General features: G+C 44.9%; 12 protein-coding genes. All 12 read left to right on the top strand.

Annotated elements, in window-relative coordinates:
* Positions 1-69 precede the first annotated feature (69 nt).
* A complete protein-coding gene (locus AC1EKT_RS04850) occupies positions 70-1,491 on the top strand; it encodes a coiled-coil domain-containing protein (RefSeq protein WP_415683265.1) in 1,422 nt (473 codons plus the stop codon).
* 114 nt (positions 1,492-1,605) lie between these two features.
* A complete protein-coding gene (locus AC1EKT_RS04855) occupies positions 1,606-2,940 on the top strand; it encodes a C1 family peptidase (protein WP_004105599.1) in 1,335 nt (444 codons plus the stop codon).
* A gap of 149 nt (positions 2,941-3,089) precedes the next feature.
* A complete protein-coding gene (locus AC1EKT_RS04860; RefSeq protein ID WP_415689079.1) occupies positions 3,090-4,271 on the top strand; it encodes a 3-deoxy-7-phosphoheptulonate synthase in 1,182 nt (393 codons plus the stop codon).
* 113 nt (positions 4,272-4,384) lie between these two features.
* Positions 4,385-4,882 (top strand): hypothetical protein, encoded by a 498-nt coding sequence (locus AC1EKT_RS04865; protein WP_415689081.1) that lies wholly within the window; start codon positions 4,385-4,387, stop codon positions 4,880-4,882.
* Positions 4,875-5,585 carry a 5'-methylthioadenosine/S-adenosylhomocysteine nucleosidase gene (gene mtnN / locus AC1EKT_RS04870; RefSeq protein ID WP_415689083.1) on the top strand — a complete coding sequence of 237 codons (711 nt, stop codon included), beginning with the start codon at positions 4,875-4,877 and terminating at the stop codon, positions 5,583-5,585. The genes AC1EKT_RS04865 and mtnN overlap by 8 nt, the downstream gene beginning before the upstream one ends.
* A gap of 206 nt (positions 5,586-5,791) precedes the next feature.
* Positions 5,792-7,042: a phosphate ABC transporter substrate-binding protein PstS gene (pstS, locus tag AC1EKT_RS04875; RefSeq protein ID WP_481616209.1), complete on the top strand. Its 1,251-nt coding sequence runs from the start codon at positions 5,792-5,794 to the stop codon at positions 7,040-7,042.
* Positions 7,043-7,148: 106 nt separating this feature from the next.
* Complete coding sequence (gene pstC, locus AC1EKT_RS04880; protein ID WP_481616214.1) at positions 7,149-8,096, top strand: phosphate ABC transporter permease subunit PstC; 948 nt, start codon at positions 7,149-7,151, stop codon at positions 8,094-8,096.
* On the top strand, positions 8,097-9,113 hold the full coding sequence (pstA, locus tag AC1EKT_RS04885) for a phosphate ABC transporter permease PstA (RefSeq protein ID WP_415687198.1): 1,017 nt from the start codon (positions 8,097-8,099) through the stop codon (positions 9,111-9,113).
* A 77-nt stretch (positions 9,114-9,190) separates the two neighbouring features.
* Positions 9,191-9,970 (top strand): phosphate ABC transporter ATP-binding protein PstB, encoded by a 780-nt coding sequence (pstB, locus tag AC1EKT_RS04890; RefSeq protein WP_004105584.1) that lies wholly within the window; start codon positions 9,191-9,193, stop codon positions 9,968-9,970.
* A 253-nt stretch (positions 9,971-10,223) separates the two neighbouring features.
* Positions 10,224-11,627 carry an NCS2 family permease gene (locus tag AC1EKT_RS04895; protein WP_415687200.1) on the top strand — a complete coding sequence of 468 codons (1,404 nt, stop codon included), beginning with the start codon at positions 10,224-10,226 and terminating at the stop codon, positions 11,625-11,627.
* Positions 11,628-12,022: 395 nt separating this feature from the next.
* Positions 12,023-12,544: a 50S ribosomal protein L10 gene (rplJ, locus tag AC1EKT_RS04900; protein WP_012913809.1), complete on the top strand. Its 522-nt coding sequence runs from the start codon at positions 12,023-12,025 to the stop codon at positions 12,542-12,544.
* A gap of 97 nt (positions 12,545-12,641) precedes the next feature.
* A complete protein-coding gene (rplL, locus tag AC1EKT_RS04905; RefSeq protein ID WP_119487302.1) occupies positions 12,642-13,022 on the top strand; it encodes a 50S ribosomal protein L7/L12 in 381 nt (126 codons plus the stop codon).
* The last annotated feature ends 115 nt before the right edge of the window (positions 13,023-13,137 follow it).

The following is a 13,137-nucleotide window of genomic DNA, read 5'->3' on the forward strand; positions in this document are numbered from 1 at the left end:
ATAGCGTTGATTCTGATGGTGTAGCACAGCGTTTTGTGCAGCTGTGTGGGGGCTTGTGAAAGGAATATTATGGTGGCTGATTTATTCCCAACCGCGTTGCGTGGGTACGATAAAGACAAGGTAAATGAAGCATTTGCAAACTATGAGCGCACTATTTCTCGTCTGCGTGAACAAGTGCGTTCAAGCGATGAATCAATTTTGCAATTACAAGCGCAATTGCAAGAAGAAAAAAATAATGTAAAACGTGCAAAAAGCGGAAATACTTTTGCATCTTTAGGTGCAAATGCGCAACAATTACTGGCATCTGCAGAGCAGACTAGTTCTCAATTGCTTGAGCGCGCTAAGCAAGATGCTGCATCAATTAAAAAGAATGCACAAGCACAAGCCGGAACTTTGCTGAACAATGCAAAACTGGATGCTGCGCATTTAATGCAAGAAGCACAAACTAAAGCAGACACAATGCTTTCTAATGCCACGCAAAAGTCGACGCAACTTATGCAAGCTGCACAAGAAGATTCTGCACGTTTGCGCGATACTACTGCTAAAGATGTGCAAGCTCAAAAAGACGCTGCAGAATTAGCTTTACAAAATGCTCAAGAGGAGCACACTAAGCGCATGGCTTCTGAGCGCGCTCAGCAAGAAAGCAGTATTTCACAGCTTAAGTCGGAGGCTGCACAAAAAATTGCTGAGCAGCGTGCGGCTGCAAACGAAGAAATTGCGCGCGCTAAAGCTGAAACAAACGATCAGATTGAATCTGCTCTCGCAGAAGCAAATAAAAAGCTTGCTGATATGCGCGAACACGCTTCGAAGATGATGGCTGACGCACAGCGCAAAGCTGGCGAAATTACGGATGCTGCTGCCGCTAAAGCTCAAGAAATTGCGGATGATGCTCAAGTTGAGCGCACGCGTACGTTAAGCCAAGTTAGTGCAGAAGTTGAGCAGATTCGTGCAGATATTGCTGCTCAGCAGGAGGAAGCTACAAAGAAAGTCAATGCCTTGCTTTCTGGCTTGAAAGAGAAAGAAAGTGCAGCTCAGGAAGAAGCAGATGCTTTGGTTGCTCGCGCAAAAACTGTTCATCAAGAAGCTGACGAGTATGCAGCGCAAACGCATCAAGCTGCCGATAGTCAGGCTGCTGATATTGTGCGCAAAGCTATGCAGGAGGCGACTGCTCAGGTTGAAGAGCGTAGAGCTGCAGCACAGCAAGAGCTTGATGGCATGACGACTCGATTAACGCAATTGCAGCATCGTGAGGCAACTATTACGCAGCGCGTTACGGAATTGCGCTCGCTGTTTGCGAATGCTTTCTCTGGATTTGATTTTGGAGATGCTCAACAAAATCAACAAGTTGCGCAAGCTTCTGACGATAATGAGGATTCGACTGATGCGCAATCTTCTGCGGATGCGAAGCAAGCTCAGCGAGATGTTCAAGCTGCGTTGGCTGAATCTGAAGAAGCTAAAGAGTCTCAAGAAAACCAAGACGCAAATAATTAGTAAAGAAAATATTGTAAAATTTGTAGATTGGCTTAAATATCGTACGCTAGAATGCGCTGGTATTTGAATAAATATTTGAAATAAATATTGATAATTAACAGGAAAGGTAGCATTGTGACTGAAATCACTGCTCTAACTGATGAAAAATTACAAGGTTTGCGTGAGGATTTTGACGCAAATCCTTTAAACCGTTTAGCTATGAATGGTGTGACTGCTGCTGGTATTGATAAAGTCGCGCGCAATTATGATCGTGCGCGCTTATTGCAGCGTCGTTTTTCTACCATCGTTGACAACGGAGATGCAACACATCAGGATCGTTCTGGCCGTTGCTGGCTGTTTAGTTCGTTGAACGTGGCCCGTTTCATTGCGAAGAAGTCGCTTGGTTTGAAGGAATTTGAGTTTTCTCAGAACTATGCGATGTACTATGACAAGCTTGAGCGAATTAACTACTTCTTGAAGGATGTTGCAGCTTTGGTGCGCGCAGGTGAGCCTTCAGATTCTCGTTTGATTCAGCATTTGTTGCACGATGTTATGGGCGATGGTGGACAGTGGACCATGGCTATGAACGTTTACAAGAAGTATGGTGCTGTTCCTAAGGATTTGTTCCCAGAAACTGCTTCTTCTAAGAATACTGGTGCTATGAATACGCAGTTGCGTGCGCTTTTGCATACTGCTGTTGCTCATATGTATGCGAATGCTACTGAAATTGATGAGATTATTGCGGATGCTACTGCTGCAGGTCACAGGATTTTGACGATCCACTTGGGTGAGCCACCTAAGAGCTTCGATTGGGAGTGGACTGATAGCGACGGCAAGTTCCATCGCGATGGTGAGATTACGCCAGTTGAGTTCTGGAAGAAGTACGTGAATGCTGGTCTTGAGGATTATGTGTGCTTGGTTGACGATCCTCGAGCTGAACATCCTAAGGGCAAGAAAATTGCTATTGAGCACTTGGGTAATGTTGCTGGCGGAGACGCAACCGAATATTTGAACGTGCCAAACCAGTTTATGAAGGATTGCGTGCGTAAGATTTTGGTTGAGAAGGGCATTCCAGTGTGGTTTGGTGCCGATTGCCATCCTATGATGGATCGCGAGAATGGTGCTTGGGCTACTGATTTGTTCGAGTATGGTCGCGTTTATGGCGTTGATTTTGATTTGGATAAGGAAGCGCGTGTGCGTTTTGCTGATTCTGCGATGAATCATGCTATGGCTTTTGCTGGCGTGGATGTTGCTGATGATGGTACGACTACTCGTCGTTGGCGCGTAGAGAACTCTTGGGGCACTGATATTGCGGATAAGGGTTACTTTACGATGAGTGACGACTGGTTTACTGAGTACGTGTATGAGGTTGCAGTTCCAAAGAATTTGCTTCCAGAGGAATATCGCAAAGCCCTGGAAGAACCAGCAATCGTATTACCGGCGTGGGACCCAATGGGCGCTCTCGCCTAGGCTAATTTCACAGGGAAATTAGCCTACTCGAGATCGCCGAACTCGCTATTGCAGAGAGTCCGGTGGACTCTCTGCGCGAGTTCGGCGGTGCGCGTTCTAAAAACGCGCACCGACCCCACCAAGCACAGTTTTTATAGGATGGTGAACAAATGGCTTCTACAGCTGAGCAGCGTACTTCTCGCGCGGTAAAGAAGGAAGTTGAGGAGGGACGCAACCCTCTTAATTCTGCGAAATTCCAACGCTGGGAAGACCAGGTTGGTGTGGATCGGATTATTAACCGTCGCGTGCTTGAGCTTGAACCTCTTCCAACTCCTGCTCAGGTGCTTGGTGAGTTGCCGTTGTCGCCGTATGCGCAGGATATTGTTGCGCAGTCGCGCGATGAAATTCGCGGCTGTTTGAATGGCGACGATGATCGCTTATTGGTTATTGTTGGCCCGTGTTCTGTGCATGATCCTAAGGCTGCTCTTGATTATGCGAATCGTTTGGCTAAGTTGCGTTCGGAGCTTGAAGATGAGCTTCTTATTGTTATGCGCGTGTATTTTGAAAAGCCGCGCACGGCTCTTGGCTGGAAGGGTTTGATTAACGACCCGGATATTGATGGAACGCATGATATTCATAAGGGTTTGCTTCTTGCGCGTAAGACTTTGCTTGGCGTGTTGGATGCTGGTTTGGCTGCTGCTACTGAGTTTTTGGAGCCGACTAGCCCTCAGTTTATTGCGGATGCTGTGAGTTGGGGTGCGATTGGTGCGCGTAATACGGAGTCTCAGATTCATCGTCAGCTTGCTAGTGGTCTTTCTATGCCGGTTGGTTTTAAGAATGCTACTGATGGTTCGATTTCTGCGGCTGTGAATGGTTGCTTGGCTGCGAGCCAGCATCATACGTTCTTTGGTATTGATCATCTTGGTCGCGCTTGCGCTGTTCAGACTCTTGGCAACCCTGATTGCCACGTTGTTTTGCGCGGTTCTAGTAAGGGTCCGAATTATGATGCTGCGTCGGTTGCTTCTGCTGTGGCTTCAATTCGTTTGCGTTTGGGCACTGGTTGCGTGGCTTCTAACGGCGTGGTTGTGGATTGCTCGCATGGTAATTCTGGCAAGGATGAGCGTCGCCAGATTGAGGTTGTGCGTGAGATTGCAGATCGTTTGGCTGATGGCGAGCAGGGTATTAAGGGCGTTATGATGGAGAGCTTCTTGCAGGGTGGCAATCAAGATCCTGCTCCTCTTAGCGAGCTTGAATACGGCAAGTCTATTACAGATCGTTGCATTTCTTGGGAAGATACTGCCAATTTGCTAAGAATTTTAGCTAAATCTGTAGCAACTCGCCGTAGAGCTTAGAGATTAGAGATTGTAGTAAGATAATCTCAATTAATTTCTACTTGGCTTATATTCCTTACTGTATTTGCCGCCTATTTTTGCATTATATTTTGCGTACAAGGGAGTGTGTTGAAATGTATAACAAAGACTTGAATAAAGCTAATAAAGCGAATAAAGGTTTTATGTGTAAAGCATTACAGGTGGTGCGTTATATATTGTTAGCTTTGATTTACAACGGTGTGCTTTTGTTGGCTCTTGCATGGTATCGTGGCACGCATAGCGCTGGGTATACGCTTGTTACGTTTTCTGCTTTGTGGTTTAGCGTTTTTATGCCGTTTGTAACTGGAATTGCTTTAATTGTTTTTGCTCGCGGATGGCGTCGCATTGTTGGTACTTTAGTTTGTGTGCTTCTTATAGCTGGATTTTTTGCTTTCCTTGCTTTGCAGGATCAAATTATTGCGTTTTTCAATGTTCCTGTTGTGAATCCTTGGTTTGATTTTACGTGCGGAGCATTGCTGAAGATTGCGACTTTGACTTTTGTTATTATGACTTTAGTATGCGTGTTTTTGGTTAAGAATAACGATAAATGCGTAAGTAGCGAAGTAAAAAAGGATGATTCTGCTAATGCCTAGTACTGAGAAAATTACGAAAGTCGCTGTTGTCGGTGCTTTAGAGGAAGAAGTTGCACATATTGCTAGCGCGCTTGAAAACGTGACTCACGATAAGTCTGCAAGTCTTGATGTATCTTGCGGCACTCTTGACTCGGCGAATGGCAGTAAAATCGAAGTTGCAGCTACGGTTGGCGGAATGGGCTTAGTAAATGCTGCTGCAACTGTGCAGTATCTTATTGACACATACAATCCTCAAGCTGTAATTTTTTCTGGAATTGCAGGAAATCTTAATAAAAATTTACATACGAACGATGTTGTTCTTGGAAAAACTGTAAAATATCTCGATACCGATATGCGCTTAATCGGCCAGTGGAAGCCGTTTGCAAGCGAATTTCATTCGGATGATTACTTGCTTAAAGTAGCTAGCAATGTATTAACTGACATGAAAATCACGCATATTGCTGGAACGATTGCGTCCGGCGGATATTTCGTTGATTCTCCAGAAAAAGTAGCAGAAGTAATTGCAGCTACTCAAGCGGATGCAGTTGAAATGGAAGGTGCTGCTGTCTTGCATGTTGCTGCTCGTAATGACGTTCCTGCGCTTATTGTGCGCGCAATGAGCGATAATGCAGACACTGAATACGAAACTTTCCGCGCTTTCGATATCTCCGAATACGCGGACACGGCTGCAAAAATTACTGTAAATATAATTCGCAATTTGTGACATTTCGACACGCTGATGTGGTCGCCACCCTACGTTTACGCAAATAGCGCAATAAGTAGCGCCAAATGCCGCCATTTTTGGTACCTATTTTATTTTTGCCGGTGCGGTTTAACCCACCTATTTATGATGGTTGCGTTAATAAAAAAAGATAGGGATTAAGTTAAGAAAATGCGCCCAATTCGCAATACGGCTATAGGAACGCGAAAATGTGGTGGGGCGCAAGGCAATTCTTCGCGAAAGGAAAGAAGAATATGCGTAACGATATGAACAAATTAAATATGAACAAATTGGATGCAACAACTACAACAAAATTAAATACGACTAAAAGCGCAATTAAGTTCCGCACTATTGCTGCGGCTGCGATTACTTTCGGCTTGTGCGCAACTTGCGCTGCTTGCGGAGACAACGCTCCTGCTGATAATTCCAACGCGTCAGGTTCGCAAAACACTAAGATTTCCGGCAATTTCCAAGGCTCGGGCGCTTCTTCTCAGCAGGTTGCAATGGAAGCGTGGATTGCAGGATTCCAATCTAAAAATCCGGGTGCAAAAATTGCTTACAATCCTACCGGTTCTGGTGCTGGCGTTACCACTTTTATGACTGGTGCAACTGCTTGGGCTGGTTCAGACAAAGCGTTGAGTAACGACGAAGTTGAAAAGTCTAAGTCGGTTTGTGCTAATGGAACTACGGCTTTCGACGTGCCTGTGTATGTTTCACCAATTGCGATTATTTTCAACCTTAAAGGTGTTTCGGATGCTGGCAAGCATATTAATTTGGACGCTTCGACGATTGCTAAAATTTTCGACGGCAAAATTACGCGCTGGAATGATGACAATATCAAGAAGCAGAATCCTAAGCTAAAGCTTCCAGACACACCGATTACTGTTGTTCACCGCTCCGATAAGTCTGGCACAACGCAGAATTTCTTAAGCTATGTGAAGGATGCAGCTCCGGACGATTGGTCGCACGATCTTAGCGAAAACTGGCCAAATAATGTCGGTCAAGGCGCGAAGGGCACTTCGGGCGTTGTGTCTACTATTCGCATGGCGAATGGTGCGATTGGCTACGCTGATTTTTCGCAAGTCGGTAAGCTTGGCACAGTTGCAGTGAAGGTGGGGGATACTTATAATCAGATTTCTCCGGAAGCTGCTTCTAAAACTTTAGCTGATTCTGAAATTGACGCAGACGCTTCTGAAAAATATCCTAATCGCGTTGTTATGAAAATTAATCACAATACGCAAGCTAATGGCGCTTACCCAATTGTGTTAGTTTCATACGATATTGCTTGCCCGGTTTATAAAGATGCTTCAACTGCGCAATTTGTGAAGTCTTGGCTTAGCTACATAACTAGCGCGGAAGGTCAGAATGCTGCTTCTTCCGCTGCTGGAACGGCTCCACTTCCGCAAAATTTGGTAAGCAAAATTAGCGCATCAATTAAGTCTGTTAAAACAGGAAAGTAAAAACTTTACAAACTGATATTATGAACGTATCGGTTATAAAGGAGAATTATTGAGTTCTACGAAAAATGCGACAGCAGTTGCGAATAGTGCAAACGAAACTGCTCAAATTTCTGAGAGCAATAGAAAAAATTATGTTGGCACTCATCTTGCAGACCGTCTTTTTAAAGGCGTGGCTGCAGGCTGCGGCATGCTAATTTTGCTTGTTCTTACGGCAGTTGCAGTATTTCTGCTGTTTCGTGCTTTGCCGTTATTAAGTGGAAATCACGATCAAGTAAGTCATGTGTTTGCTGATTTTACTGGTGGTAAAGCGCATGATTTTATAAGCTATGTGGCTCCGCTTATTTTTGGCACAGTGCTTATGTCTGCGCTCGCGCTGCTGTTCGCATTTTTTGTGGCAATTGGTATTGCTCTGTTTATTTCGTATTATGCTCCTAAAAAAATTGTTCCGCTTTTAAGTGGAGTAATTGATTTGCTTGCGGCGATTCCGTCCGTAATCTATGGTTTGTGGGGCGGATTGGTTTTGGTTCCAGCTATGTATCCTTTCTGGGATTGGGTTTCTAAACTTTTTGGCTGGATTCCGCTATTTTCTGGTCCGGCAGCTAATCCTTCTCGTTCTGCTGCTACGGTTGCATTAGTTTTGGCTGTGATGATTTTGCCGATTATTACTTCTATGGCTCGCGATATTTTCCAGCAGGCTCCGCGTTTGCAGCAAGAGGGTGCGCTCGCGCTCGGTGCTACGAAGTGGGAGATGATTAGATTAGCGGTTCTGCCGTTTGCAAAGTCTGGTATTGTGTCAGCTTCTATGCTTGGGCTTGGTCGCGCTTTGGGCGAAACGATGGCAGTTTTGATGATTCTGTCTCCTGGATTTACTTTTGGTATCAATGTTTTCAAGGCTTCTCAAAATCAAACTATTGCCGCAAATATTGCAGCGCAGTATCCGGAAGCAAACGGGCTTGGCGTAAGTGCGCTTATTGCAACCGGCTTAGTTTTGTTCGTTATTTCTTTTGCAGTCAACTTTATTGCTCGCAAAATTACAGGAAAGGCGGGCGCATAAATGGAGAATCAAATTAATAAATCTGCCGAAAAGTCTGCTGAAAAGTCTGCTGAAAATTCCGCAGCTCCGGTTATTGACTTCAACAAATTCCGCCCAACTCGCTCACACATAGCTGCGCGCAAACGTAAAGATATGCTTATGCGCGTGCTGATTTTCTTGTCTTTTGTTGTGGCACTTATTCCACTTATTTCTTTGCTTTTAACAACCATTATCAATGGTATTAAGCGCTTGAATTTTGATTTTCTCACTCATAACATGACTTACGTTGTGGGCGGAAATGCTACTGGAACTGGCGGTTACGGCGGAATTTTGCACGCAATTATTGGAACTCTTGAAATAACGTTAGGAGCTATGGTTATTTCAATTCCGATTGGTTTAATGTGTGCTGTTTATTTGGTTGAGTATGCTCGCGGAAACAAAATTTCGCGCATAATTAATCTGCTTGTTGACGTTATGAGTGGTATCCCGTCTATTGTTGCCGGCTTGTTTGCGTTTTCTATGTTTGCTCTTCTTGCAGGTCCTGGCACAATCAATGGTTTTGAAGGATCTGTGGCTCTTTCGCTTCTTATGATTCCAACAGTTGTGAAGTCTTCTCAAGAAATGCTAAAAATCGTGCCTAACGATTTGCGCGAGGCGTCTCTTGCGTTGGGAGTCACTCAGCAGCGCACAATTACCAAAATCGTTTTGCGCACTGCTCTTCCGGGAATTGTGTCTGGCTGCATTCTTGCGGTCGCGCGCGTTATTGGCGAAACTGCGCCACTTCTTATGGCTTCAGGCTTTATTGCTTCCACGAATCTCAATTTATTTGACGGGCAAATGACGACTTTGCCGGTGTATGTTTATCAGGAATATTCCAAGCTTTCTGCGAATTGCCCGGCTAATGCGCCGGCTTCTTGCGTAACGTCAATTCCAATGGAGCGCTCGTGGGCTGCAGCTTTAACGCTTATTGTGTTGGTGTTGTTGCTAAATATTTTGGGGCGAGTTGTAGCTCGAGTGTTTTCTGTAAAGGCGAAATAAAGCGAAATAAAGCGAAATAAAGCAAAGCAAAATAAAGCAAAGCAAAACGAATTAAATTTTTAGAAAGTGAGTACAAAATGGGTCAACGAATTGATGTGAAGCATCTGAATATTTACTATGGTGATTTTCTTGCTGTAGAAGATGTGAATATTAATATTGAACCAAATAAAGTGACGGCTTTTATTGGACCTTCCGGATGCGGAAAATCAACAGTTTTGCGCACTTTAGACCGCATGCACGAAATCACTCCGGGCGCGCGCGTAGAAGGTCAAGTGCTTCTTGAAGGCCGCGATTTATACGGCAAAGATGTGGATCCTGTGGCTGTCCGCCGCGATGTTGGCATGGTTTTTCAGCGACCAAATCCTTTCCCAACTATGTCTATTCGCGAAAACGTGCTTGCTGGAGTTCGCTTGAATAATCGCAAAATTGCTAAAAGTGATGCTGACGATTTAGTTGAGTGGGCTTTGCGAGGCGCGAACTTGTGGAATGAAGTTAAGGATCGCTTAGATAAGCCTGGAATTGGTCTTTCTGGCGGTCAGCAGCAGCGACTTTGCATTGCTAGGGCTGTGGCTGTGCATCCGCAAGTTTTGCTTATGGATGAGCCTTGCTCGGCACTCGACCCAATTTCTACGTTGGCTGTAGAAGATTTGATTAATGAGCTTAAAAACGATTACACGATTGTGATTGTGACGCATAATATGCAACAAGCTGCTCGTGTTGCGGATTACACGGCATTCTTTAATTTGAAGGCTGTTGGCAAGCCTGGTCATCTGGAATACTTTGCAGACACGACTACTATGTTCAACAATCCGCGCAACGCTGAAGCTGAGCGTTATATTTCCGGTCGTTTTGGCTGATTTGTTATATACTTTTTTGATTTCGGTGTATTTCCTTGGTCAGCACGTGCGCGTAAGGTCAGAGCTGTTCGGTTGTTCAAAGGTTTCGCAATTTTCATAATTTTATGTGAGATTTTGTGATGCCTTCGTTCATTCGACGAGTCGCAGTAACCTCTGCGTGAATGCCCAAATGTAATTGCGTACGCGATTGCTCAAGTGCTTTCGCTGCGCTTTTCTGGTCTTTTGCGCTTGTAAACCAAGGAACAGAGAGTATATGGAAAAGTTCTTCCATCTCAAAGAAAACGGCACGAATGTATCAACGGAGATCACTGCAGGTCTCACTACATTCTTCGCGATGTCGTACATTATCATCGTAAATCCAAATGTATTAAAAGAAACTGGTATGCCATGGGGTGGCGTGTTCTTAGCAACAATTATTGCCGCTATTATTGGCACGCTTGTTATGGGCTTATTTGCTAACGTGCCTTACGCTCAGGCTGCTGGTATGGGCTTAAATGCATTCTTTACGTTCACAGTCGTAAAAGGTTTAGGCTTTAGTTGGCAGCATGCAATGTGCATGGTGTTCTTGTGCGGTTTAATTAACATTATTATTACCGTTACTAAAATTCGTAAAATGATTATTCGTGCCATCCCGACTTCGTTACAACACGCAATCGGCGGTGGCATTGGTTTATTTGTGGCTTATGTTGGCATGGTGAACGTTGATTTGATTAAGTTCACTCCAAAGGATGATAAAGCTGCAAAAGTTGCGTCTCATTTTGGTGCAGCTCCTGCAATTCCAGGTCTTGCTGTTTTAAAGAACCCGGTATTGTGGTTGTTCCTCATTGGATTGCTTTTGGCAATTATTCTTACTGTTTTGAATGTTCGCGGATCTTTGCTTATTTCCATTGTTGTTACAGCTATCATTGGTATTCCAATGGGTTTGACGACTATGAACAACTCTGTGTCAATCATGGGAGCTTTCCATGATTTGCCAACTACTTTCTGCGCAATATTTAGCGACAAAGGTTTCCCAACGCTGTTTGCAGACTCTTCGCGCGTTCCGCTTGTTTTGATAACTATTTTTGCATTCTCAATGTCTGATACTTTCGACACCTTGGGTACCTTCATTGGCACTGGTCGTCGTACAGGTATCTTCTCTGAGGCTGACGAAAAGGCTCTTGAAAACGGCTCCGGATTTAGCTCCAAGATGGATCGCGCTTTGTTCGCTGATTCCATCGCAACTTCTGTTGGTGCAATTTTCGGTACTTCTAACACCACTACTTATGTAGAGTCTGCTGCAGGTATTGGTGCTGGTGGCCGTACCGGTTTGACTTCCGTGGTTGTGTCTATTTGCTTCGCGCTTTCTATCGTGCTTGCTCCTGTAGTTTCCGCTGTTCCTGCTGCTGCAACTGCCGGCGTGCTTGTGGTTGTTGGATGCATGATGGCAAGCTCTTTGAAGGAAATTGCTTGGGATAATATTTCTGAGGCAATTCCTGCATTCTTCGCTGCAGTGTTCATGGCATTCTCTTACAACATTTCTTATGGTATTGCCGCTGGCTTTATCATGTACTGCTTAGTGATGACTTGCAAGAAGCGTGCTAAAGAAGTTCATCCAATGCTCTGGATTGTTTCTTTGCTGTTCTTACTTGATTTCGTTGCTAATGCTGTGCTTTAAATGTGCGTTTAATGTAAGAGTGCATTTTACAAGTAGTGAACTTGTGAAGCAAAAATATAAAAGCAAAAATTAAAAAATTAGAGGGTATGTAAATTACATGCCCTCTTTTTTATTTCTATTTTATTTTCATAGTATTTCTCTTGACATTGTCTTAAGGGCGTATTAAACTTACCCAACGTAAACCACAGACCGTTGGCGGAATTAAAAATTCCTGAAATTGATGTGTCATGCCAGCACAGGTTGAGCGATGATTTACAACTAGTATGTTGTAAGTTTTATTTAGCACTTAGTGTGCTTTTTATGTTGCTCTGCCAGTGCGCAGGGCTTTTTTGTTGCTCTGTTTAATTAAGCTTGATGCGTTTCTTTCACCTACGGCCAATTTAGGAAGGAACGCCATGAAGAGGCCCGAAAAGGAAGCGGTAGTTGCCGAGCTTACGGAACTTTTCCGTAATGCAGACGCTATCTACCTCACCGAGTACCGCGGGCTTACCGTTCCGCAGATTTCTACTCTGCGCGAAAAGCTAGGCCGCGATACTTCCTACTCTGTGGCTAAGAACACGCTTGCTCGTATTGCTGCTAAGGAAGCGGGCATTGAAGGTCTCGACGAGCTTCTCGCCGGCCCAACTGCAGTCACCTTCGTTAAGGGTGATTTCATTGAGGCTGCTAAGACCTTGCGTGATTTTGCCAAAGAGAATAAAGCCCTCGTCATCAAGGGCGGTTTCGCAGATGGAACTGTTTACGATGCCGAAGGTGCAAAGCAGCTTGCAGACTTGAAGTCTCGCCCACAGTTGCTTTCCGAAATGGCCGGCGCGCTCAAGGGCACCATGTCCAAGGCCGCCTACCTGTTCAACGCATTGCCAACCAAGGCAGTTCGTACAATCGACGCTTTGCGCGAGAAGCAGGAAAAGGCCGCTTGATTCCCTTGCAGCTTGCTGCATGAGACCAACCAAATATAAAAATGTTATGGTCGTAAGGCACACCGTGTGCCTGGCCAAGTAAGAAAGGAAGCCAATTATGGCTAAGCTCACTAGTGAAGAGCTTCTTGAAGCTTTTGGTGAAATGACCCTCGTTGAGCTCTCTGAGTTCGTCAAGGCCTTTGAAGAGAAGTTCGACGTCGAGGCTGCTGCCCCTGTCGCCGCTGTTGCCGCTGCTCCAGCTGCTGCTGGCGCTGCTGAGGAAGAGAAGGACGAGTTCGACGTCGTTCTCACCGCTGCTGGCGACAAGAAGATTGCAGTCATCAAGGCTGTTCGCGCTTTGACCAACCTCGGCTTGGCTGAAGCTAAGGCTCTCGTTGACGGCGCTCCAAAGGCTGTTCTCGAGAAGGCTAAGAAGGAAGACGCTGAGAAGGCTAAGGCTGCCCTCGAAGAGGCTGGCGCTTCCGTTGAACTTAAGTAGTTCTAACTTTTTGTTGCTTTGCGCGTAACGCAGTTTTATGCGTGCGTACATAGTGAAAATTAGGCGGTAGGATTATTCCTGCCGCCTTTTTTGTTGCGTCTCAACCTTTTCTTTA

It is taken from the genome of Bifidobacterium sp. C0047B3 (genome assembly GCF_056590535.1).